The organism is Luteimicrobium xylanilyticum (assembly GCF_009429125.1).
GTDB lineage: Bacteria > Actinomycetota > Actinomycetes > Actinomycetales > Cellulomonadaceae > Luteimicrobium > Luteimicrobium xylanilyticum.
The window spans coordinates 1,270,691-1,292,589 of sequence record NZ_CP045529.1 but is presented as its reverse complement, the minus strand read 5'-3'; the positions used below and the strand labels follow the sequence as shown (position 1 = coordinate 1,292,589).

Below are 21,899 nucleotides of genomic sequence, written 5' to 3'. Positions count from 1 at the left end.
GCCTGTCTTCCGAGACTACGCGCCGGACTCCGTCGTGACCAAGCCGCGGCCCGCACCTGACCGGACCATGGCACTGTGTCCTGCGTCACACGGCCCGACGGCGCCCGCCCCCAGCCCTGCACCAAGCGCTCACCGGCGCCGCGTCACTCCCCCGAGAGCCGCGCCGCGGCCTCGGCGACGCGCTCGTCGGACGCGGTCAGCGCGACCCGGACGTGCGACAGACCGGCGGAGCCGTAGAAGGCCCCGGGGCCGACGAGGATGCCGAGCCCGGCGAGGTCGTTCACCGTCTGCCAGCAGTCCTGCACGTCGCCTCCCGGCGCCGCGGCGGGCCGCGCCCACAGGTAGAGGCCGGCCTCGGAGTCGTCGATCCGGTACCCGGCCGCCATCAGCCCGCCCTCGAGGAGCCGGCGGCGCCGCGCGTACACCGTCCGCTGCGCGGCCACGTGGGCGTCGTCGTCGAGCGCGGCGACCATGGCCGCCTGGACGGGCGCCGGGACGATCATGCCGAGGTGCTTGCGCGTCGCGAGCAGCGACCCGACGAGCGCCGGGTCGCCCGCCACGAACGCCGCCCGGTAGCCCGCGAGGTTCGACTGCTTGGACAGCGAGTACGCGGCGAGCAGGCCCTCGTGGCTGTTGCCGCTGACGCGCGGGTCGAGGATGCTCGGCACACCGTGCGACGCCCACGGCTCGGACCAGGGCAGCAGCGCGTAGCACTCGTCGCTCGCGACGACCGCGCCGATCTCCCGCGCCGCCTCGACGACGCGGCGCAGCTCCTCGACCGACGCGACGCGACCCGTGGGGTTGCTCGGCGAGTTCACCCACACGAGCCGGACGTCGGTGCGCCCGGCCCAGGCGTCGACGTCGTCGGTCGCCAGCGGCGAGGCCCCGGCGAGCCGGGCACCGACGTCGTACGTCGGGTACGCCGTCGCGGGGTGCACGACGACGTCGCCCGGGCCGAGACCGAGCAGCGACGGCAGCAGGCCGACGAGCTCCTTGGAGCCCACGGTCGGCAGGACGGCGTCCGGGTCGAGGTCCGGGACGCCCCGGGTCCGCGCGAACCAGCCGGCGACCGCCTGGCGCAGCGCCGGCGTGCCGTGCGTCGTCGGGTAGCCGTGCGCGTCGGACGCCGCGGCGAGCGCGTCGCGGACGACGTCGGGCGTCGGGTCGACGGGCGTGCCGATCGAGAGGTCGACGAGGCCGCCCGGGTGGGAGCGTGCGGCCTCGACGACGGGCGCGAGCGTGTCCCAGGGGTACGGGTCGTCGAGCGGATGGAAGCCCATGAGGGTCGCTGCGCCGGAGGTCAGGCCTGCGGCGGCAGGGCGGCGATCATGGCGTCGTCCTTGTCGATCTGGCCGAGCTTCGCGGCGCCGCCCGGCGAGCCGAGGTCGTCGAAGAACTCGACGTTGGCGCGGTAGTAGTCGCTCCACTCCGTCGGGACGTCGTCCTCGTAGTAGATGGCCTCGACCGGGCACACCGGCTCGCACGCACCGCAGTCGACGCACTCGTCGGGGTGGATGTACAGCGAGCGCTTGCCCTCGTAGATGCAGTCCACGGGACACTCCTCGATGCACGCCTTGTCCTTGACGTCGACGCACGGCTGAGCGATCACGTAGGTCACTGCACGAGTCCTTTCGGGGAGGGCCGCATGGGGGCGCGGTCGAGGTCTAGTATCGCGCAGTCGAGAGGAAGGACGGACGCGTGTCCGAGGGATGGCCGGACGGGACGCCCGCGTGGACGGTCGGCGACCGCGTGGTCGTGCGCCGGCGCCTTCGCGGCGCGGAAGCCGGGGACCACCTCTGGACGGACGTGATCGGCGTCGTCCTCGCGCTCGACGACGCGGGCGTGACCCTGCAGCCCGACCGGGCGCGCCCACGGCCCGAGGGCGCCCCCGCACCTCCCACGGTGCGGGTCGGGGCCGCCGACGTGGTCGCCGCCAAGCGTGTCCCGCCGCGTCCGGTCCGCCGCCCGTCCCGCGGGTGAGCCCGACCGCGGCCGCCTCAGCCGTGCACGATCAGCCACGTCGCGACGACCGTCCGCTGCCCCCGGTTCGACAAGCGGTGCGGTGTCTCGCACGCGTACGTGATCGAGTCTCCCGGCCCCAAAAGGACGGTCTCGTCCGGGAAGTCGATCGTGAGCTCGCCCTGCGTGACGGTCCCCACCTCGTAGCCGGCGTGCGTGATGAGCTCGTGCTCGCTCCCGCCCCGCGAGCCCGGCGGGTAGGTCGACTCGAACAAGTCGACCCCGCGCGTCGGACCGGGCGACAGGCGGCGGAACGTGACCCCCGCCTGGAACCGGACCGTCTCGTCGTCGTGGGCGCGCCGGATCGCGTGGCTCCCCACGGGCGGCGCGTGGGGAGCCGCGTCCCCGCCGTCGGCGTCGCTCGGGCCCGGGTCCAGCGGCCCCCGCGGCTCGTCGGCGAAGACGTCGAGGACCGAGCCGCCGAGGGTCGTGAGGATGGCCAGGAGGCGGTGCACGGAGGGCCGCAGGACGCCGCGCTCGATCTGCGAGAGCGCGCTGGCCGAGATGTCGAGACGCCGGGCGGTCTCGCGCAACGACAGACCGCGCGCCGTCCGCAGCGCGCGCAGGCGCGCCCCGAGGACCTCGGCGTCGAAGGACTCGACGGCGCCCGAGGCCTGGTCGAGCAGCAGCTGCGGCTCCATGCGGGCTCCTGGTTCTGAGGACGACGAGCGGCGCGAGGTCGGCGGGGCCGACCACCGGCAGCCTACGGGCCCCGGGCGGAGGGCGCGGGCCGCCCGGTCGGCGCCCGGACGCCGTCGAGCGAACGTCACGAAGGCTTTACACGACAGAAACCGGCCCCCGTGTGTGAAGCCATAGATTCACGGCGTCAGCTCCAGCACGTCCCCCGCCCACCGGACCCCTGCGAGGCCATCATGACCACCCCGAGCGACTCCGCCCCGTACGACACCAAGCCCCACGACCTCGTCGAGGCCGCCGGCATGCCCGTCGGCGCCGGCGAGATCAAGGTCACCTACGACCCCCGTCTGACCAACGAGGACCTGGCGCCCCTCAAGGACCAGACCTGGTCGTCCTACAACATCTTCGCGTTCTGGATGTCCGACGTGCACAGCGTCGGCGGGTACGTCACCGCGGGCAGCCTATTCGCGCTCGGGATCGCGAGCTGGCAGGTCTTCGTCGCGCTCGTCGTCGGGATCGTCATCGTCAACGTCTTCGCGAACCTCGTCGCGAAGCCCAGCCAGAAGACGGGAGTGCCCTACCCCGTGATCAACCGGGCCGTGTTCGGCGTCCTGGGCGCCAACATCCCCGCGATCATCCGCGGGCTCATCGCCGTCGCCTGGTACGGGGTGCAGACCTTCCTCGCCGCGCAGGCCCTGAACATCCTCTTCCTCAAGTTCTTCCCGCCCTCGGAGAACCTCCTGCACCACTCGTTCCTCGGCCTCAGCGCGCTCGGCTGGATCTCGTACGCGATCCTCTGGGTCGCCCAGGGTGCCCTCTTCTGGACCGGGATGAACACGATCCGCCGCTTCATCGACTGGGCCGGTCCCGCCGTCTACGTCGTGATGTTCGCGCTCGCGATCTACCTCGTGAGCCGCGCCGGCTGGGGCGCGATCTCGTTCAACCTGTCCACCAAGCAGCTCTCGTTCGGGGCCTCGATCCCGATCTGGATCGGCGCGGTGGCGCTCGTCGTCAGCTACTTCTCCGGGCCGATGCTCAACTTCGGCGACTTCGCGCGCTACGCCCGCTCGACCCGTGCCGTCCGCCGCGGCAACTTCCTCGGCCTGCCCGTCAACTTCGTCGTCTTCTCGCTGCTGACCGTGATCTGCGCGTCCGCCACCGTGCCCGTCTTCGGCGAGCTCATCACCGACCCGATCGAGACCGTCCAGAAGATCGACTCCACCTTCGCGATCCTGCTCGGCGGCCTCACCTTCGTGACCGCGACGGTCGGGATCAACATCGTCGCCAACTTCATCTCGCCGGCCTTCGACTTCTCGAACGTGGCCCCCCGGCGGATCAGCTGGCGGATGGGCGGCATGATCGCCGCCGTCGGCTCGGTGCTCCTCACCCCGTGGAACTGGTACGACAACGACCAGGCGATCCTCTACACGCTCGGGGTCCTGGGCGCGCTGATCGGCCCGCTCTTCGGCGTCCTCATCGCCGGGTACTACCTCGTCGGGAAGCAGCGCGTGCACGTCGACGACATGTTCACGCTCGCCCCCTCCGCCTCCTACTGGTACCGCAAGGGCTACAACCCGAACGCGGTCTGGACGGTCGCCGTCGCCGGGGTCGTCTCGGTCGCCTCGGCCGTCCTGCCCGAGATCCTCGCGAACGCTGGGGTCGTGGACGTCACGCAGGTCTCGAGCTACTCGTGGTTCATCGGCTGCGGCCTCGGCCTGGTCCTGTTCACCGCCCTCGAGCGTCGGCGCCCGCAGATGAAGGTCCTCGACCCGGCCGACCCGCACGTGTCCGTCGGCACCGGTGACGCACCTCGCGCCGTGGTCAGCCACCACCCGCCCGTCGACGAGCCCGAGACCGTCACGACGGCGGTCTGATGCGCATCCGGGTCATCAACCCGAACACCACCCGGGCGATGACCGACCTCGTGGGTCGGTCCGCCCGGGCGGTGGCGTTCCCCGGCACGACCGTCGAGGCGGTCCAGCCCACCATGGGGCCGGCGTCGGTCGAGAGCCACTACGAGGAGGCGCTCGCCGTGCCGGGCATCCTCGAGCAGGTCGCCCTCGCCGAGGCCCTCCCGCCCGTGGCGCGTCCCGACGCCTACGTGGTCGCCTGCTTCGGCGACCCCGGGCTCGACGCGGCCCGCGAGCTCGCGCGCGGGCCCGTCGTCGGCATCGCCGAGGCAGCCATGCACGCGGCGACGCTCGTCGGGCGCCGCTTCGCGGTCGTGACCTCTCTCGAACGCACCGTGCCGCGGGCCCGCGAGCTCGCGACGCGCTACGGCTTCGCCGAGGCCTGCGCGGCCGTGTACGCGTGCGAGCTGCCCGTGCTCGAGCTCGACCGGCCCGGGTCGCGCGCCCGCGAGACGGTGCTCGAGCACTGCCGCCTGGCCGCGACGGCGGAGGGGGTCGACGCCGTCGTGCTCGGGTGCGCGGGGATGGCCGACCTGTGCCACGAGGTCGGCGCCGCGATCGGCGTGCCCGTGGTCGACGGCGTCGCGGCCGCGACCGCGCTCGTCCAGGGCCTCGTCGCCCAGCGGCTCACGACGAGCCGGGCGGGCGAGTACGCGGCACCGCCGACGAAGCCTGTCGCGGGGCTGCTGGCCCCGTTCGGCCTGCAGGCCCCGCCCGGCCGCCCCGGCGACCTCAGCCCCGTGTCTCCCGGACCCGGAGCCGGTGCCCCGTCACCGCGACCGCGAGGCTGAGCACGCCGGCCACGACCATCCCGATGCCGACGCCGTGCTGGCCGCCTCCGCGCAGCAGCAGGGCCCCCACGGCGGCACCCGCGAGGATCAGCACGACCGCGAGCAGCCGGCGCGGCCAGTTCTCCGACCCGCCTCCGCCGAGCCTCGAGTCCGCCGCGAGCCCGGTCAGCGTCGACGTGACGACCACCGTCGTCACGTCCTTCACGCCGATCTTGCGGGCCGAGGCCGCCTGCAGCCCCATCGCGACCGCGAGCAGGACCGTGATGACGAACGCCCAGACGGTGTGCTCGACGGGCACCGCGACCGCGGCGCACACGCCCAGGGTCGTGGCCACGACGCCCGTCGTTCCGAACGCCAGGGTGGACCGTTCGTTCCAGCGCGACGGCCGCCCCCGCAGGAGGCGCCCGCCGAGGGCAGCACCGAGCGCGAAGCCGACGAGGGCGAGCGTCGGGCCGAGCACGGGCAGGCCGTCGCCGCCCGCGAGCGCCATCCCGAGGATGACGACGTTGCCGGTCATGTTGGCGGTGAAGACGCGGTCGAGGCCGAGGTAGCCGACCGCGTCGACGATCCCGGTCGTGAAGGTCAGCGCCAGCATGAGGACGAGGTGGACGCCGTCGGGTTCGCCGAGGAGGCGGCGTGGTGAGCTCACGGCGCCATGATGTCGGGTGTGCGGCCGTGCCGTCCATAGGTGTCCGCGCAGCGGCGCCCGCGCGCGCCTGCACGCGCGCGGGGTGCCTCCGGGGTGGGACCATCGCGCCATGACGTCGTCGCACGCAGCAGAGGGTTCGTCCGGCCGGAGCGCGGACGAGAGTGTGACGGGCGCTACAGTGGGGCACATGTCCCAGACGAGCGTCCCAGAGGAGTCGGCGACGACGCCGGCGGCCCCTCCGCGCACACGACGGCCCCGCGCCGCCGCACCGGCTCCGCGGACCGTGCGCATGCCCGTCGCCGAGCGGCGCCAGGCCCTGCTCGACGCCGCCACCACGGTGATCGCGCGCGACGGCGTCCGGGCGGCCAGCACCCGCGCCATCGTCCGCGAGGCCGGCATGTCGCTCGCGAGCTTCCACTACGCCTTCGAGTCCCACACCGAGCTCATGCGGCACGTGGTCGAGCGCGTGCTCGTCGACGAGGTGCACTCGGTCACGGAGGTTCTCGCGGGCGCCGCCGAGCTCACCGACGGGCAGGTCACGCTGCCGGAGCTCCTCGGTGCCGCGCTCGACGGGTTCGTCGCCGCGGTCGAGGCCGACCCGGCACGCGAGCAGGCGATCCTCGAGCTCCACCAGTACGCCCTGCGCGAGCCCGAGCTCGCCGACCTCGTCCGGGCCGAGTACGAGGCCTACGACGAGGCCGCCGCGGGCGTGCTCACGGCCGCCGCGGCCGCGACCGGCACCCGGTGGACGCGGCCCGTCGAGGAGCTCGCCCGGTACGTCGTGACCCTCACCGACGGGCTCACCACCTCGTGGCTGTCGTTCCGGGACCCGGAACGCATCTCGGCGGCGCGCGAGTACGCCGTCGCCGGGATCCTCCAGTTCTCCGAACCCGACCCCGACGCATGACCGCGCCCGCCGTGAGCACCGCCGCCGGGACCCTCGAGCCCCGCACCTTCGTCCCCGGCGCGTGGATCGCCGCGTTCGCGACCGCCTGGTTCGGCGTCTGGATGGCGCAGCTCACCCCGATCCAGCTCCTGCTCCCCCAGCAGGTCGACGACATCATCGCCCCCGTCGACTGGGTCGCGTCGGTCCGCGGGTTCGGGATCGTGTCCGCGATCGCGGGCGTCTGCGCGCTCGTCGCCTACCCCCTCGCCGGTGCGCTCTCGGACCGCACCACCTCGCGCTTCGGCCGCCGTCGGCCCTGGATCGCGGGCGGCGCCGTCCTCTTCGCCGTCGCGCTCGTCCTCCTGTCCGTCCAGCACACCATCGTCGGCGTGGCCGTGTGGTGGTCGATCACGCTCGTCGGCTTCTGCGTCCTGACGGCCGCGCTCACCGCGACCATCAGCGACCGGGTGCCCGTCGACCAGCGCGGCACCGTCTCGGGCTGGATGTCGGCGCCGCAGGCCCTCGGGATCCTCGTCGGCGTCGCGCTCGTCGCGCTGCTCGCGCTGAGCCAGGTCGCGGGCTACGTGCTGGTCGCCGCCGCGCTCCTGGTGTGCGTCGTCCCGTTCCTGCTCCGCCTCGAGGACCCGCCGCTCGCGCCGGGCTCGGCCCAGCCTCTCTCGCTGCGCACGATCGTCACCGGGTTCTGGATCAGCCCCCGCGACCACCCGGACTTCGCCTGGACGCTGACGAGCCGCATCCTCGTCATGACGGGCAACGGCTTCGGCACCGTCCTGCTGCTCTACTTCCTCGAGTACGGACCGATGCACCAGAGCAAGGACGACGCCGAGAACGGCCTGCTGCTCCTCACGCTCGTCTACATGGTCTTCGTCATCGTCGCGGCCCTCGTCCTCGGGCGCCTGTCCGACCGGATGGGCCGCCGCAAGATCATGGTCGTGGTGTGCGCCGCGCTCCAGGGCCTCGCCGCGCTGCTGCTGGCGTTCGTGCCCGTGTTCGGGGCGGCGCTCGTCGGCGCCGCGCTCCTGGGGTTCGGGTTCGGTGCGTTCCTGTCCGTCGACCAGGCGCTCGCCACCCAGGTGCTCCCGAGCGCCGCCGACCGCGGCAAGGACCTCGGCATCATGAACGTCGCCTACGCCGTCCCGCAGGCCCTCGCGCCGCTCGTCGGCGGCTGGCTCGTGGCGCAGACCCACAGCTTCACCCCGCTGTTCCTCGCGGCCGGGGTCCTTGCGATCGGCGGCGCGTTCGCCGTCGCCCCCGTCCGGAGCGTGCGATGACCGACCCCGCCTTGCCCGCCCTGCCCGATCTGCCGCCCGCGACCGTGGGCGACCCGGCCCGCGCACCCTGGGCGACGGCCGCGTCGTACTGGCCGTCGCTCACCGCGGCGACCGTCGACCTCGACCCGCCCTACGCGACGCTCGACCTGCGGGCCCTCGCGCACAACGCCCACGACATGCTCCGCCGTGCCGGCGGCATGCCGATCCGGGTCGCGTCGAAGTCGGTCCGCGTGCGCCCCGTCCTGGACGCGGTGCTCGCGCTCGACGGGTACGCCGGCGTCCTCGCGTACACCCTCCCCGAGGCGCTCTGGCTCGCCTCCGAGCCCGACCCGGCGGACCCCGCGGCCGGCGGGAGCGGCGTGACGGACGTCGTCGTCGGCTATCCCACCGCGGACCGCGCGGCCCTGCGCCGCCTCACGAGCGACCCCGTGCTCGCCTCGCGCGTCACGATCATGGTCGACGACGTCGCCCAGCTCGACCTCGTCGACGCCGTCGCCGCGCCGGGCAGCCGCGAGGAGGTGCGGGTCTGCCTCGAGCTCGACGCCTCGTACGACGTCCCCGGTCTGAGCGCGCTCGTCGGCGGCTCCGCGCACGTCGGCGTGTTCCGCTCGCCGGTGCACTCGCCCGAGCGCGCGCAGGCGCTCGCCCGGCACGTCGTCGAACGGCCCGGGTTCCGGCTCGTGGGCGTGATGGCGTACGAGGCACAGATCGCGGGCCTCGCGAACGCGACGCCCGGGCGGGCCGCACGCTCCGCCGTCGTGCGACGCCTGCAGGCGCTCTCGGGGGCCGAGCTGCGCGACCGGCGCGGGGCCGCCGTCGCCGCGGTCCGTCAGGTCGCGGACCTCGAGTTCGTCAACGGCGGCGGCACCGGGTCCCTCGAGACGACCTCGGCCGACCCGGCGGTGACCGAGGTCGCCGCGGGCAGCGGGCTCTTCGGGCCGCACCTGTTCGACAACTACGTGCAGTTCACGCCCGCCCCCGCGGTCGCGTTCGCGCTGTCGGTCGTGCGCAACCCCGCGCCGGGCGTCGCGACACTCCTCGGCGGCGGCTGGGTCGCGTCCGGCCCGCCCGCGGCGGACCGGCTGCCGCGCGTCGTCTGGCCCGAGGGAACGCGGTACGTCGGCAACGAGGCCGCGGGCGAGGTGCAGACGCCCCTGCGCGGTCCCGGGGCCGCCGGCCTGCGCCCCGGCGACCGAGCGTGGCTGCGCCACACCAAGGCCGGCGAGATCGCCGAGCACGTGACCGGGCTCGTGGTCGTCGGAGGCACCGACGACCACCCGTACGACCCCGAGCGACCGGCGACGGTCCTCGGCACCGTCCCGACCTACCGGGGCGAAGGAAAGGTGTTCCTGTGACGCACGAGACGACGGCCGGAGCGCCGACGACGCTTCCCTGGCGCCCCGCGACGACCTGGCAGAACTGGGGTCACAACCAGTCGGTCGTGCCGCGCGGCGTCGCTCGCCCCACGTCGGAAGACGCCCTGCAGGACGTCCTCGAGGCGGCGCGGGGCGAAGGGCTCACGGTCAAGCCCGTCGGCTCCGGCCACTCGTTCACCGGGATCGCCGTCGCGCCCGGCGTCCAGCTCGACCTCACCGGCCTCTCGGGCCTGCGCGCCGTCGACACGGCGTCCGCGCAGGTCACGCTCGGCGCCGGGACCCGGCTGTTCGAGATCCCCGCGCTGCTCGAGCCCTACGGGCTCGCGATGCCGAACCTGGGCGACATCGACCGCCAGACCATCTCCGGCGCCGTCTCGACGGGCACGCACGGCACGGGCGCCGGCTTCGGCGGGCTCGCGACCCAGCTCGTCCAGGTTCGGCTCCTGACGGCCGACGGCCGCCACCTCACCGTGAGCGCGGAGGAGAACCCGCAGTACTGGGGCGCCGTCCAGGTGGGGCTGGGCGCGCTCGGCGTGCTCACCGAGGTCACGCTCCAGTGCGTCCCCCAGTTCGTCCTGCACGCCGTCGAGGCGCCCGCACCGTTCGCGCAGGTGCTCGAGGAGTGGGACGCGCGCTGCGCCGAGGCGGACCACTTCGAGTTCTACTGGTTCCCCGGAACCACAGTCGCCTCCACCAAGACGAACACCCGCCTGCCCGGCGACGCTCCGCTCTCCCCCGTCCCCCGGTTCAGCGGCTGGGTCGACGACGAGCTCCTCGCCAACGGCCTGTACCGGGCGATCTGCGCCGTCGGGACCCGCGCCCGCAGCGTCGTCCCGGTCGCCAACAAGGTCGCGTCCCGGCTCATGGCGCGCCGTGAGTACACGGACCTGTCGTACCGCGTCTTCGCGACGTCCCGGACCGTCCGCTTCCGCGAGATGGAGTTCGCGGTGCCGCGCGAGGCGGTGCCGTCGGTCGTGCGCGAGCTCGACGCCATGATCCGCGCCAAGGACCTGCGCGTCTCGTTCCCCGTCGAGGTCCGGGCCGCCGCCGCGGACGACCTGTGGCTGTCGACGGCGCACGGCCGGGACACCGGCTACGTCGCGATCCACCGGTACTTCCGGGAGGACTACCACCGGTACTTCACCGCCGCGCAGGACATCTTCCGCGCGCACGGCGGGCGTCCGCACTGGGGCAAGCTGCACTTCCTGGGCGCCGACGACTTCGCCGAGCTGTACCCCCGCTTCGACGACTTCGTCCGCGCGCGAGACGAGCTGGACCCGGGCCGCCTGTTCGCGAACCCGTACCTCGCGCACGTCCTCGGCGCCTGACGGGCATCGCCGAAGTAGTACGGCGGCCGTACTACTTCGCGAGGTATACCGGCGGCCGTACTACTTCGCGGTCAGGCGGGTGGGAGGGCGAGGGTGATCGAGTCGCGCCCGGCCCGCCCGACGACGGCGCCCGCGGCCCCGAGCTCGACGAGACGCTCGCGCCACGCAGGGTCGTCCAGGCGCACGGCCTCGGCGCGGGACGGCGCCGGTTCCCCGACGAGCGCCGCCCGGACCGGGTCGGCGTCGTCGAAGTACGCCGTGACGGCCGCGTCGTCGCCCGCCTCGAGAGCGTCGGCGAGAGCGTCCAGGTGTCGGACGGCGTCCCGCAGGACCCCCACGACGGCGCCCGCGTTCCCGGCGACCATCGCCTGCGTCCGGCGCGGGTCGGTCCGGGCGACGCGCGTGCCGTCGCGGAACGAGCCGGCCGCGAGACCGAGCGCGAGCGCCCCGGCGGGCGCGGCCGTCGTGAGGTTGAGCAGCTCGGTCGCAAGGACGTGCGGGACGTGCGAGACGAGCGCCACGGCGGCGTCGTGCGTCGCATCCTCGACGAAGCGCGCCGTCCCCCGCAGGGGGCCGGTGACGAGAGAGAGGACCCGGAGCAGGTCGTCCGCCGCCGTCGTCGGGCTCACCGTCACGGCCCACGTGCAGCCCGGGAGCAGGTCGTCGCGGGACGCCGCGAAGCCCGACTCCTCGGTGCCTGCCATGGGGTGCGCGCCCACGTAGCGCTCCCCGAGACCCGCAGCCTCGACCGCGACCCGCACGGGTGCCTTGACGCTCCCGACGTCGGTGAGCACGGGCAGCGGACCGCCGTCGGCGACGAGCCGAGGCACCTCCGCGCCGAGCTCGGCCAGCACGGCCGGGAGCGCGGCGAGCGGCGGCGCGAGCACCAGTACATCCGGGCGCTCGACGAACACCTCGGCCGCGCTGCCCACCGTCCGGACCCCCGCGTCCCACGCCTGAGCACGGGTCGCGCCGTCGGGGTCGGTCGCGACCACGTCGAGTCCCGCGGCCACGAGCGTGCGCGCCACGGAACCGCCGATCAGGCCGAGCCCGACGACCCCCACGCGCGTCACCGTGAGCGGGGCCTCGACCCCGGTCACCACAGCAGCTCCCGCGCCACGTCGGCGGTCGCCGCCGTCCCGTCGACCGAGCCGGACGGGACGTGCTCGAGGTCGAGGACCTCGGCGCGGTCCGCGCGCTCGGGGAAGGCGGCGAGCGTCTTGAGGAGGTGGCCGTCGTCGAGCAGGCCCTGGAACACCGCGCGCAGGGCGGGGTCGACGGGCGCGGCGTCGACGGTCAGGACGAACACGTAGCGGCCCGCGACCTTGAGCGGTCGCGTGATGAGGCTGGACAGGTTGAGACCGCCGGTGCCGAAGGCCGCGAGGATGCGGGCGAGCACACCGGGACCCGCGACGACGGGCGTGACCGCGACCATGGTGCGCCACCGCGCGCCGGGTGCCGTGTGCTCCGCCGCCGCGAGGGCGGCCCGCGCGTCGGACCGCCGCGCGAGGAGGAGGAACTGGGTGCGCGCGCCCGCGAAGTCCTGCACGTCGCGCTCGTACGTCTCGAGCCCGTACAGCTCGCCGCACAGCCGCGGCCCGAGCGCGACCTGGTGGGGCGTCGCGTCGCGGCACGCGGCCGCGTTCGACGCCGCGGGCACGGGCGCGAGGCCGGTGCGGGCCACGAAGCCCTGGCACTGCGCGAGCCCGTGCGGGTGCGCGCAGACCTCGGTGAGGTCGGTGGCTCCCGGCCGGACGAACGCGTCGAACGCGATCTCGAGCACGGCCTCGTCGATCCCGACGACGTCCTGGGACGCGAGCAGCGCATCGAGCGAGGGCACCACGTACCCCTCGACGGTGTTCTCGATCGCGACCACGCCACGGTCGACGCGGCCCTCCTCGACGGCGCGGTACACGTCCTGCACGGTGGGCAGCGCGACCGGCGTCGTGCCCGGCCACGCCAGCGCCGCGGCGTGCGTGAACGTGCCCTCGGGGCCGAGGTAGGCGACCGTCGTCATGCGGGCACCTCGGTCCGCGCCCAGCGGGGCGTCACGGCGTCGGGCCCGGGCTCGAAGCTCGCCCCCGGGAGGACGGCGAGCACGCGGTGCGCGACCGCCCGCGCGGCGAGCTCCCTCGTGAGCGCGTCGAGGACGTCGCTCGACGGGCAGGAGAACGAGCTGAAGAAGACGTGCGGCCCGGCCTCGGAGCGGTGCGAGCGCAGGTGCTGGAGGTCGATCCCGGCACCCGCGATCACGCCCAGCGTGTGCTGGAGCGACCCGCGGTGGTCGTCGCGCGGGCCGAACGCGAGCCATACCTGGGCCGGGCGGTCGAACGGCTCGGGCCGGCGGTCGGCCGTGACCAGCCCGTACCAGAGGGGGGTCGGGTCGGCGAGCCGCTCGGACTCGGGCAGCTCCGCGAAGCCGTCCGGGATCGCGGAGCGCTCGACCAGCAGCGTGCCCGCGGGCCCGGCCAGGGCGATCCGCTCCGCGACGGGGGTGCGCGTCGGCACCAAGCGCGGACTGGCGCCCAGGGCCCGCAGCCGGTGCCGGCAGTCCCGCATGCCCGCCTCGTCGACGACCACCGCGCCGGGGGGCGCGGACACGCGCCCGCCCACGCGACCGACCCATGCCCACTCGCGGGCCACGCCCACGCTCGCCGTCACGACGACGTCGGGCGGTGCAGCGAGGAGCGCACGCTCGAGCTCCGGACCGGGCTGCTGCGGGTGGTCCAGGTACATCACGGCCGCCAGGTCGGCGAGCTGCGACACCGTCTCGAGGGTCGCCGTCGTCGAGCCCAGGTCGAGGAGGTCACCGCCCTCGCCCCAGCCCACGGCACGCGCCGCGGCCCGCGCGTGGGGCCCCGACTCCCTCTCGCTGCGCCCGAGCACGAGCGTCACCCGTCACCTCCACCAGACGTGCAGACCCTGCGGTTCTGCGGCTTGTAGGTCCACTGGTTCGTCTCGTCCTTGACGACCGAGCCGTCCCGGGAGACGAGGCGCCGCACGCTCACGTGGAACCCGGGCTGCCCGCCCGAGTCCGCGATGCAGCTCGGCGACGAGTCCTTCACCGTGGTCGGCTCCACGACGTTCGAGCGGGGGCTCGTCGTCGTGCGCACCGTGTAGTACTTCGTGCTCCAGAAGACGACGTGAAGCTTCCCGCCGCCGACCCACGACTGGACGACGACGCCGTACGGCGTGTCGTTCGTGAACTTCATGTCGATCACGCCGACGGCGATGGTCGCCTCGCGGCCCTCCGGGTAGCGCGCGAACCAGTACGAGTGCGGCTGGTGCGTGACGATGTCGAGCCCGGCGAAGAACGCCGCGTTGTACGTCGTCGTCGCGACCTGCGACAGACCGCCGCCGACGGCGTCCACGAACTGCCCGTTCTCGATCATGTGCGCCTTGTAGTAGCCCGCCTCCGACGTGATGGGGCTGAGCGCGTCGACCATCGAGAAGGTCTGGCCGGGCTTCACGAGGTCGCCCGAGATCTTCTTGGCGCCGACCTCGAGGTTCTTGGTGCGGATCGGCTCGTTGGTGAGCGCGGTCGCGAACTCGGAGACCTTCTCCTTCACGCCGAGCTTCCGCAGGTCGGCGGTCGTCGTCGAGGGCTCGACGGTCGTGAGCCCGACGGTCGCGGCCCGACCGCTGTCCTTCGCGGCGGCGGTGGCGACCGCCGCGGCGAGGGCGTCGGCGTCCAGACCGGTGCCGTTCTTGCCGTCCACGATCGTCGGCTTGTCGTCGGTGAACGTGAAGCGGGCGTTCTTCGCGGACGTCAGGAGCTTGGTGGTGCGCGTGAGCACGTCGGCCCGGAGGGTCTGGGGGTCGAGCTTCAACGTGAGGGCCGCCCCGTCCGGGACGAAGCTCGCCGCGTCGGCGAGGACGTCGCCCGGCAGGCGGACCTTCTGCCCGCCGACGGTGAGGTCGACGGGCGACGAGGTGACCGTCCCCGCGAGGACCATCGCCTTCTGGACGGCGTCGGACCCGACCTCGGGCCGGACGGTCGTCGTCGGCAGCTCGAGCGCATCGCTCGCCGTGAGCCACCTGTCGGTCACGACCTTCCGAGCCGCGCGGCGGTCGAGCGCCGTCCCGTTGCGCGGCGCGACGCTCGTGGCCGCGCCGTCGGAGAACGCGACGGACCCGTTCCGCGCCTTCACCTCGACCGCGTCGCCCACCGTGCCGAGGGCCGCGGTGAGCTTCGTGCCGTCGACCGTCGTGACGGGCGTGACCTCCGACCCGCCGAAGACCGCGTGCCACAGCCGCGACGGCGCGAGCGTGAAGGAGACGAGCGGCTCGACGGTCGCGCGCGCATCGAAGGTCAGGCCGGCCTTGCGGGGGTCGAGCTGCGCCTTCTTGCCCGCGGCGACGACGGCGATCGGCTCGGTCGCGCGGTCGCCGAGCCGGTCGTCGAGGGTCGCGACGGCGTCGTCGACGGTCTGGCCGCCGATCTCGACGCCCGCGACCGTGGTGCCGTGCGCGATCTTGTCGGAGACGAACCACTGCGCGGCGACGTACGCGCCGACGAGCGCGACGACGACCACCCCGAGGGCGACCAGCGTGCGCCCGGTGCGGCTGGGCGCGGGCTCCTCACCCAGCCCCTGCAGGATGTCGTCGGTCGGGGGCTCGCCGGTCGGCCCGCCGGGCGGGGGCGGCGGAGGCACGGGCGCCTCGTCGGGGCGCTGTCCGGTGCCGGTGGTGGCGTGCTCGTCCATTGGGTGCTCCTGCGCTGACCGTGGCCGACGGCTCGACGGACCTGGTGGGCGTGCGCCGTGGGTCGGCGTGCGGCGATTCTACGAGGTGGGCCGACGGTCTCGAGGCTCGTCCGAGAACCAGCCGCGCGGCGCGAACGCGCTGGCCGCGACGAGGAGGAACCCGCCGTACATCCACAGGCTGGCCCAGCGCTGGTGGGCACCCGCGACGACGTCCCCGCCGGGACCGTGCATGCCGGACAGGACGATGACGACGACGAGCCAGCCGACGGCGTACGCGGTGTACGCGCCGTACCCGCCCCAGGCGCGCGCGAGGATCGCGGCGGCGACGCTGAGGGCGAGCGTCAGCACGAGCCCTACGGGCCAGGAGCCGGCGGCGCTCACGTGGTCCGTGATCCCGGACGGGAGCAGGGCTGCGAACATGAACGTCCCGACGGCGCCGACCAGCACGCCCAGCAGCCCCGAGAGCACGATCCGCACCCAGCTCGTCCGCGCGCGCGGCGGCGCGGGCGTGAAGCGCACCGGCGAGACCGGGAGACCGGTCGCCGGCGGGGGTACCTGTCCTCGACCGTCGTCGGGGGGAACTGTCGCGCTCACGGTGCCACCGTACCGGGCGAGCCTGTGCCGGGCCGGAACGGGGCATAGTGCTCGGCAGCCGGGAGCGGGGCGAGGACGTCGTTGCTGAGCGCGTACCACCCGACCAGGGCCTCGCCCTCGGCCGGCTCGGTGACGGTCACGGCCTGGACCTGGGTGGCGTGGGCGCGGAGCGCGGCGGCGACGCGGTCCTGCACGGGCCGGGCAGGCACGACGACGAGCGCGTCGGCGGCGCCGTGCCACCAGGTCGCGACGGGCGGGAGGACGGCCTCGTCGGGGTCGGGCAGCGCCAGGTCCGGCAGTCCCGGAGCGGCGGCGAGCGCCCGCCGGGCGGCACGCACCTGGTCGGGGGGCTGCACGACGCACCAGAGCGGGGGCGTGCCCGTCCCGGGCCGGGCGGCGAGCAGCTCGAGCGCCCGCACGGTCACCTGGTGCGCGCGGACGTGGTCGGGATGCCCGTACCCGCCGTCGGGGTCGTAGGTCGCGACGACGGCGGGCCGCCGCTCCCCCAGCACCGCGGCGAGCCGGGCGGCGGCCTCGTCGAGACCGACCCCGACGAACGCCCCTTCGGGCCGCGCACCGGACCCGTCCGACGCGGCGCCGGCGATCCCGGGCGCGACCCACGCCATCCCGGAGTCCTCGTACCGCACGCCGGTGCGGCCGTCGTCGGACGCGTCGCCCGGCAGCGGCACGGTGTCGAGGAACAGGTGGTCGCGCACCCCGAGCGCCGTGAGCGCCGCGCGGAGCTCGCCCTCCCGGTACGCGGCCAGACCGGCCCCGTCCCCCTCGAGCGCGCCGACGCCGGTGGGGTGCTCAGCGGTGTCGATGACCTCGCCGCGCTCCCCCCGGGTGCACGTCACGACGGTCACCGCCTGCCCGGCCGCGGCCCACGTGGCGAGCAGCGCGCCGGTCGCGAGCGTCTCGTCGTCGGGGTGCGCGTGCACGACGACGAGCCCGCCCTCCGGCGCCACCGCCCGGCTCTCCCTGCCGCCCCCGAGCGTCACGCGCGCCCCCGAGCGAACCACGACCCGTCGGAGCGGGCGACGCCACGGGGGTGTGTCGCGAACCCGACCACGACGCCGCCGCCCACGACGATCAGGAGCGCTTCGCCCGCGCCGTCGCGCGCGCCCGCTCCTGCTGGTCGAGGATCACCTTGCGGATGCGCACCACCTCGGGCGTGATCTCCACGCACTCGTCCTCCCGTGCGAACTCGAGGGACTCCTCGAGGGTGAGGTGCTTCGGCGGGACGAGGTTCTCGAAGTTGTCGGCCGTCGACGAACGCATGTTCGTCAGCTTCTTCTCCTTGGTGATGTTGACGTCCATGTCCTCGTTGCGGGAGTTCTCGCCGACGATCATGCCCTCGTAGACCTCCTGGGTGGGGTCGACGAAGAACGCGCCGCGCTCCTGGAGGTTGATCATGGCGAACGGGGTGACGGACCCGGCGCGGTCGGCCACGAGGGACCCGTTGTTGCGGGTCTCGATGGGGCCGGCCCACGGCTCGTAGCCCTCGGCGATGGACGACGCGATGCCGGTGCCGCGGGTGTCGGTGAGGAACCGGGTGCGGAAGCCGATGAGGCCGCGGGCGGGGACGACGAACTCCATGCGGACCCAGCCGGTGCCGTGGTTGGACATAGTCTCCATGCGGCCCTTGCGCTGCGCCATGAGCTGGGTGACGGAACCGAGGTACTCCTCGGGGACGTCGATGGTCATGCGCTCCATGGGCTCGTTGACCTTGCCGTCGATGGTCTTGGTGACGACCTGCGGCTTGCCGACGGTGAGCTCGAAGCCTTCGCGGCGCATCTGCTCGACGAGGATCGCGAGGGCGAGCTCGCCGCGACCCTGGACCTCCCACGCGTCGGGGCGGTCGGTGGGCAGGACGCGGAGCGACACGTTGCCGATGAGCTCCTTGTCGAGGCGGTCCTTGACCTGGCGCGCCGTGACCTTGTGGCCCTTGCCGCCCTTGCCTGCCAGCGGGGACGTGTTGATCCCGATGGTCATGGAGATGGCGGGGTCGTCGACCGTGATGAGCGGGAGGGGCCGCGGGTCGTCGGGGTCGGTGAGCGTCTCGCCGATGGTGATGTCCTCGATGCCGGCGACGGCGACGATGTCGCCGGGGCCCGCGGAGTCCGTGGGGACCCGCTCGAGGGCCTTGGTCTCGAGGAGCTCGGTGATCCGGACGTTCTGGAGCGAGCCGTCGTGGCGGGCCCAGGCGACGGTCTGGCCCTTGCGCAGCGTGCCGTTGAAAATGCGCAGGAGGGCGAGGCGGCCGAGGAACGGCGACGCGTCGAGGTTGGTGACGTGCGCCTGGAGGGGCGCGTCCTCGTCGTAGGTGGGCGCGGGGATCTTGTCGAGGATGGTCCGGAAGAGCGGCTCGAGGTCCTCGTTGTCGGGCAGGCCGCCGTCCTCGGGCTGGTCGAGGCTGGCGCGGCCGACCTTCGCGGCGGCGTAGACGACGGGGACGTCGAGCACGGCGTCGAGGTCGAGGTCGGGGACCTCGTCGGCGAGGTCGGACGCGAGGCCGAGGAGGAGGTCGGTGGACTCGGCGACGACCTCGTCGATGCGCGCGTCGGGCCGGTCGACCTTGTTGACGACGAGGATCACGGGGAGCTTCGCGGCGAGGGCCTTGCGGAGCACGAACCGGGTCTGCGGGAGCGGACCCTCGGACGCGTCGACGAGGAGGACGACGCCGTCGACCATGGACAGGCCGCGCTCGACCTCGCCGCCGAAGTCGGCGTGCCCGGGGGTGTCGATGACGTTGATGGTGATGCCGCCCGGCTGCCCGACGGCGGCCGCCGCGGGGCCGGCGTACCGGACCGCGGTGTTCTTCGCGAGGATGGTGATGCCCTTCTCGCGCTCGAGGTCGCCGGAGTCCATGGCGCGCTCGTCGACGTGGGCGTGCTCGCCGAAGGCCCCGGACTGCCAGAGCATGGCGTCGACGAGGGTCGTCTTGCCGTGGTCGACGTGCGCGACGATCGCGACGTTGCGCAGGTCGGGACGCACGGCGGCGGTCACGGTGGCCTCAGGCATGGAGGAACCAATCTTCGAAGAGGGAGGCGTCACGGGCCGGAGCGGCGCTGGCGTGACGGCGCCCGCAAGCCTGGGGGCGCGTCGTTCGACTCCATTCTACCGGCCGTAGCCGGACATGCGTGTGGGCACCCGCCCCGCCGTCTCCGCGAAGCGCGGATCAGCGGGACGGATGCCCACCCGTGACCCTCGGGTCAGACCTTCTCGAGGAGCGCGGCGCGGAGCTCGCGGCGCTCGCGCTGCTTCTCCGGGTCGGGCAGCGGGACGGCCGCGATGAGGCGCTGCGTGTACGCCTCCTGCGGGTTGCGCAGGATCTGGTCGCGCGTGCCCTGCTCGACGATCCGGCCGTGCTGCATGACGACGATCCGGTGTGCGAGGACGTCGACGACGGCGAGGTCGTGGGTCACGAAGAGGCACGCGAACTGCAGGCGCTGCTGCAGGTCCTGCAGGAGCTCGAGCACGTGCGCCTGCACGGACACGTCGAGCGCAGAGGTCGGCTCGTCGGCGACGAGGAGCTCGGGCGACAGCGAGATCGCACGGGCGATGCCGACGCGCTGCTTCTGACCGCCGGAGAGCTCGTGCGGGTACCGGTTGCGGTAGCTGCGCGGGAGCTCGACCTGGTCGAGCAGCTCCTCGATCTTCTTCTGCAGCGCAGCACCCTTGGCCACCCCGGCGAGGTACATCGGCTCGCCGATGGACTCGCCGATGGGAAGGCGCGGGTTGAGCGACGACGACGGGTCCTGGAAGACCATGCCCACCCGGCGGCGGAGGGACTTGAGCTTCTTGCTCGTGGGCTGTGTCAGGTCCGTCCCCGCGACGGTGAGCTGGCCCTCGACGATCGGGAGGAGCCCGACGGCTGCGCGACCGATCGTGGTCTTGCCCGAGCCGGACTCCCCGACGAGGCCGACGACCTCGCCCGGGCGGATCACGAGGTTCGCGCCCTCGACCGCGCGGAACGCGGCGACGCGACCCTGCTTGGGGTACTCGATCGCGACGTCGCGCAGCTCGAGGATGGGTGCCGATCCCCCGTTCTGGGAGTCGCGCGCGGCCTTCGCCGCCGCCTCGAGGGCCCGGCGGTTCTCAGCCTCTCGCCGCGCGAGCTCCTCGGCCGAGACGTCCGAGACGAGGTCCTCGTGGTGGCTGGCCGCCGCGAGCGCGGCCGTCACGTCGATCTCCTCGCCCGACTCGGCGACACCGAGGTGGGGCACGGAGGCCAGGAGCTCCTGCGTGTACGGGTGCTGCGGAGAGGAGAAGATCTGGTGCGCCGTCCCCTCCTCCACGATCAGGCCCTTGCGCATGACGACGATGCGGTCCGCCAGGTCCGCGACCACGCCCATGTCGTGCGTGATGAGGATGACGGCCGAGTTCAGCTTGTCGCGCAGGTTGCGCATGAGGTCGAGGATCTCGGCCTGGACCGTGACGTCGAGCGCCGTGGTGGGCTCGTCCGCGATCAGCAGCAGCGGGTCGCAGGACAGCGACTGTGCGATCATCGCGCGCTGCCGCTGGCCGCCGGAGAGCTGGTGCGGGTAGGAGTTGAACGCCTTCTGCGGGTCGGGCAGCTCGACGAGGCGCAGCAGCTCGAGCGCGCGCTCCTTGGCCTCGTCGGGCGAGATCTCGTTGTGCAGACGCAGCGCCTCGATGATCTGGAACCCGACCGTGTAGACGGGGTTCAGGGCCGTCATGGGCTCCTGGAAGATCATCGCGATGTCGTTGCCGCGGATGTCGCGCATCTTCGAGCTGCCGAGACCGCGGAGCTCCTGGCCCTGCAGCTTGATCGACCCCGAGATGCGGGCGTTCTTGGGCAGCAGGTCGAGGATCGCCATCGAGCTGACCGACTTGCCCGAGCCCGACTCGCCCACGATGGCGAGCACCTCGCCCGCGTGCACTGTGTAGTTGAGGCCGATCGCTGCCGGCACCCACTTCTTGTCCACGCCGAAGTCGACGGACAGGTCGCGCACCTCGAGCACGGCCTCGGTCGCCGTCGCCTGACGGTCGGTCCCGATCGTTTGGGTCATCGTGTCGCTCCTGGGATCATGCGCATATGAGTTCGGGTCGAGATGCCGGCAGCGTCCAGTCGTTCTGGCCCCGTAGCAGCCCGTGGCTGACGGGAGGTGCCTGGCTTCTCGTGGCGGGCTTCACCGCGGCGCAGTGGCAGCAGCACGGGCCTGGTGGCCTGCTGCGTGCTGCACCGTGGGCGCTGGGCGCCGGCTATCTCGCGTGGCTGGTGTTCTGGCGCCCCCGCGTGCAGGTCACGCCCGACGCCGTCGTGGTGGTGAACCCGTTCAGGACGGTGCGCGTGCCGTTCGCGGCGCTCGTGGACGTGAGCACGCAGTTCGCGCTGACGCTCGTCACGCCGCACCTGAGCATCCGCGCCTGGGCGGCCCCCGGCCCCGGGCGGCACAAGGCGCTCATGAGCGGGCCCGACGCCGTCGAGAACCTTCCGACGAACGCCTACGACGCCCGCAAGGCGGTCCGGATCGGCGACCTGCGCGGCTCGGCGTCCGGCACGGCCGGTGAGCTGGTCCGTGAGCGGTGGCAGCGCCTCGTCGAGACGGAGGCCTTGGAGCTCGGCGTCGCGGACACCACCCCGGTCGACACGCACTGGGACCGGACGGCGCAGGCCGTGCTGGCGGCGTGCGTCGTGCTCGGCGTGGTGGCTCAGCTCGTCTGAGCCACCACGCGCCTGCTCGC

20 protein-coding genes are annotated in these 21,899 nt (G+C 73.7%); 8 read left to right on the top strand and 12 right to left on the bottom strand.

The features are described 5' to 3' along the window. Positions 1 to 143 precede the first annotated feature (143 nt). Both dapC and fdxA read right to left on the bottom strand, forming a co-directional pair. On the bottom strand, positions 144 to 1,280 hold the full coding sequence (dapC, locus tag KDY119_RS05550) for a succinyldiaminopimelate transaminase (RefSeq protein ID WP_036951992.1): 1,137 nt from the start codon (positions 1,278 to 1,280) through the stop codon (positions 144 to 146). A 20-nt stretch (positions 1,281 to 1,300) separates the two neighbouring features. Continuing rightward, on the bottom strand, positions 1,301 to 1,618 hold the full coding sequence (gene fdxA / locus KDY119_RS05545) for a ferredoxin (protein ID WP_036951995.1): 318 nt from the start codon (positions 1,616 to 1,618) through the stop codon (positions 1,301 to 1,303). A gap of 80 nt (positions 1,619 to 1,698) precedes the next feature. Between fdxA and KDY119_RS05540 the strand changes: the two genes are divergently transcribed. After that, positions 1,699 to 1,980 (top strand): hypothetical protein, encoded by a 282-nt coding sequence (locus tag KDY119_RS05540; RefSeq protein ID WP_036951997.1) that lies wholly within the window; start codon positions 1,699 to 1,701, stop codon positions 1,978 to 1,980. Positions 1,981 to 1,997: 17 nt separating this feature from the next. Here the strand turns inward: KDY119_RS05540 and KDY119_RS05535 are convergent, their stop codons facing one another. After that, positions 1,998 to 2,660 (bottom strand): helix-turn-helix domain-containing protein, encoded by a 663-nt coding sequence (locus tag KDY119_RS05535; protein WP_036952000.1) that lies wholly within the window; start codon positions 2,658 to 2,660, stop codon positions 1,998 to 2,000. A 231-nt stretch (positions 2,661 to 2,891) separates the two neighbouring features. On the opposite strand from KDY119_RS05535, the gene KDY119_RS05530 reads away from it, so the two are divergent. Further along, positions 2,892 to 4,529, top strand: coding sequence for an NCS1 family nucleobase:cation symporter-1 (locus KDY119_RS05530; RefSeq protein ID WP_083890948.1), 1,638 nt, complete (start codon positions 2,892 to 2,894; stop codon positions 4,527 to 4,529). Further along, positions 4,529 to 5,356, top strand: a complete 828-nt coding sequence (locus KDY119_RS05525; protein ID WP_153022041.1) for an aspartate/glutamate racemase family protein — start codon at positions 4,529 to 4,531, stop codon at positions 5,354 to 5,356. Before KDY119_RS05530 ends, KDY119_RS05525 begins: the two co-directional genes overlap by 1 nt. On the opposite strand, the gene KDY119_RS05520 is transcribed toward KDY119_RS05525, so the two are convergent. After that, entirely contained in the window at positions 5,298 to 6,005 is a 708-nt protein-coding gene (locus tag KDY119_RS05520) for a YoaK family protein (RefSeq protein ID WP_036952005.1), read from the bottom strand. The genes KDY119_RS05525 and KDY119_RS05520 overlap by 59 nt on opposite strands. A 187-nt stretch (positions 6,006 to 6,192) precedes the next feature. Here KDY119_RS05520 and KDY119_RS05515 point away from each other — a divergent pair, with 187 nt between their 5' ends. The 4 genes from KDY119_RS05515 to KDY119_RS05500 are packed head-to-tail and all read left to right on the top strand — an operon-like array spanning position 6,193 to position 10,887. After that, positions 6,193 to 6,912 carry a TetR/AcrR family transcriptional regulator gene (locus KDY119_RS05515; RefSeq protein ID WP_194174352.1) on the top strand — a complete coding sequence of 240 codons (720 nt, stop codon included), beginning with the start codon at positions 6,193 to 6,195 and terminating at the stop codon, positions 6,910 to 6,912. Further along, positions 6,909 to 8,183 (top strand): MFS transporter, encoded by a 1,275-nt coding sequence (locus tag KDY119_RS05510; RefSeq protein WP_036952008.1) that lies wholly within the window; start codon positions 6,909 to 6,911, stop codon positions 8,181 to 8,183. Before KDY119_RS05515 ends, KDY119_RS05510 begins: the two co-directional genes overlap by 4 nt. After that, positions 8,180 to 9,538, top strand: coding sequence for a type III PLP-dependent enzyme domain-containing protein (locus KDY119_RS05505; protein ID WP_153022040.1), 1,359 nt, complete (start codon positions 8,180 to 8,182; stop codon positions 9,536 to 9,538). The genes KDY119_RS05510 and KDY119_RS05505 overlap by 4 nt, the downstream gene beginning before the upstream one ends. Continuing rightward, the gene (locus tag KDY119_RS05500) at positions 9,535 to 10,887 is read left to right on the top strand and encodes a D-arabinono-1,4-lactone oxidase (RefSeq protein ID WP_036952010.1); all 1,353 of its coding nucleotides are present in this window, start codon (positions 9,535 to 9,537) and stop codon (positions 10,885 to 10,887) included. Before KDY119_RS05505 ends, KDY119_RS05500 begins: the two co-directional genes overlap by 4 nt. 71 nt (positions 10,888 to 10,958) lie before the next feature. Here KDY119_RS05500 and KDY119_RS05495 read toward each other — a convergent pair whose 3' ends face one another. The 8 genes from KDY119_RS05495 to KDY119_RS05460 form a co-directional block, all read right to left on the bottom strand. Next, the gene (locus KDY119_RS05495; RefSeq protein ID WP_227994535.1) at positions 10,959 to 11,987 is read right to left on the bottom strand and encodes a prephenate dehydrogenase; all 1,029 of its coding nucleotides are present in this window, start codon (positions 11,985 to 11,987) and stop codon (positions 10,959 to 10,961) included. Then, on the bottom strand, positions 11,984 to 12,904 hold the full coding sequence (locus tag KDY119_RS05490) for a prephenate dehydratase (protein WP_153022039.1): 921 nt from the start codon (positions 12,902 to 12,904) through the stop codon (positions 11,984 to 11,986). The genes KDY119_RS05495 and KDY119_RS05490 overlap by 4 nt, the downstream gene beginning before the upstream one ends. Then, positions 12,901 to 13,782, bottom strand: a complete 882-nt coding sequence (locus tag KDY119_RS05485) for a hypothetical protein (RefSeq protein WP_227994534.1) — start codon at positions 13,780 to 13,782, stop codon at positions 12,901 to 12,903. Before KDY119_RS05485 ends, KDY119_RS05490 begins: the two co-directional genes overlap by 4 nt. After that, positions 13,779 to 15,593 (bottom strand): VanW family protein, encoded by a 1,815-nt coding sequence (locus KDY119_RS05480; RefSeq protein ID WP_051136700.1) that lies wholly within the window; start codon positions 15,591 to 15,593, stop codon positions 13,779 to 13,781. Before KDY119_RS05480 ends, KDY119_RS05485 begins: the two co-directional genes overlap by 4 nt. Positions 15,594 to 15,671: 78 nt before the next feature. Beyond that, complete coding sequence (locus KDY119_RS05475; protein WP_148284213.1) at positions 15,672 to 16,187, bottom strand: hypothetical protein; 516 nt, start codon at positions 16,185 to 16,187, stop codon at positions 15,672 to 15,674. Next, on the bottom strand, positions 16,184 to 17,188 hold the full coding sequence (locus KDY119_RS05470) for a PIG-L family deacetylase (RefSeq protein ID WP_227994533.1): 1,005 nt from the start codon (positions 17,186 to 17,188) through the stop codon (positions 16,184 to 16,186). Before KDY119_RS05470 ends, KDY119_RS05475 begins: the two co-directional genes overlap by 4 nt. Positions 17,189 to 17,279: 91 nt before the next feature. Further along, positions 17,280 to 19,211 (bottom strand): translational GTPase TypA, encoded by a 1,932-nt coding sequence (typA, locus tag KDY119_RS05465; RefSeq protein WP_036952036.1) that lies wholly within the window; start codon positions 19,209 to 19,211, stop codon positions 17,280 to 17,282. A gap of 191 nt (positions 19,212 to 19,402) precedes the next feature. Then, the gene (locus KDY119_RS05460; RefSeq protein WP_036952039.1) at positions 19,403 to 21,223 is read right to left on the bottom strand and encodes a dipeptide ABC transporter ATP-binding protein; all 1,821 of its coding nucleotides are present in this window, start codon (positions 21,221 to 21,223) and stop codon (positions 19,403 to 19,405) included. Between the two features lie 26 nt (positions 21,224 to 21,249). Between KDY119_RS05460 and KDY119_RS05455 the strand changes: the two genes are divergently transcribed. Continuing rightward, positions 21,250 to 21,879, top strand: a complete 630-nt coding sequence (locus KDY119_RS05455) for a PH domain-containing protein (RefSeq protein WP_153022038.1) — start codon at positions 21,250 to 21,252, stop codon at positions 21,877 to 21,879. The last annotated feature ends 20 nt before the right edge of the window (positions 21,880 to 21,899 follow it).

Bases quoted from the DNA above. Each gene is read 5' to 3' on its own strand.
- KDY119_RS05515 (WP_194174352.1), top strand. From the start codon at position 6,193: ATGTCCCAGACGAGCGTCCCAGAGGAGTCGGCGACGACGCCGGCGGCC.
- KDY119_RS05510 (WP_036952008.1), top strand. From the start codon at position 6,909: ATGACCGCGCCCGCCGTGAGCACCGCCGCCGGGACCCTCGAGCCCCGC.
- KDY119_RS05505 (WP_153022040.1), top strand. From the start codon at position 8,180: ATGACCGACCCCGCCTTGCCCGCCCTGCCCGATCTGCCGCCCGCGACC.
- dapC (WP_036951992.1), bottom strand. From the start codon at position 1,280: ATGGGCTTCCATCCGCTCGACGACCCGTACCCCTGGGACACGCTCGCG.
- KDY119_RS05460 (WP_036952039.1), bottom strand. From the start codon at position 21,223: ATGACCCAAACGATCGGGACCGACCGTCAGGCGACGGCGACCGAGGCC.
- typA (WP_036952036.1), bottom strand. From the start codon at position 19,211: ATGCCTGAGGCCACCGTGACCGCCGCCGTGCGTCCCGACCTGCGCAAC.
- KDY119_RS05480 (WP_051136700.1), bottom strand. From the start codon at position 15,593: ATGGACGAGCACGCCACCACCGGCACCGGACAGCGCCCCGACGAGGCG.
- KDY119_RS05535 (WP_036952000.1), bottom strand. From the start codon at position 2,660: ATGGAGCCGCAGCTGCTGCTCGACCAGGCCTCGGGCGCCGTCGAGTCC.
- KDY119_RS05490 (WP_153022039.1), bottom strand. From the start codon at position 12,904: ATGACGACGGTCGCCTACCTCGGCCCCGAGGGCACGTTCACGCACGCC.
- KDY119_RS05530 (WP_083890948.1), top strand. From the start codon at position 2,892: ATGACCACCCCGAGCGACTCCGCCCCGTACGACACCAAGCCCCACGAC.
- KDY119_RS05455 (WP_153022038.1), top strand. From the start codon at position 21,250: ATGAGTTCGGGTCGAGATGCCGGCAGCGTCCAGTCGTTCTGGCCCCGT.
- KDY119_RS05525 (WP_153022041.1), top strand. From the start codon at position 4,529: ATGCGCATCCGGGTCATCAACCCGAACACCACCCGGGCGATGACCGAC.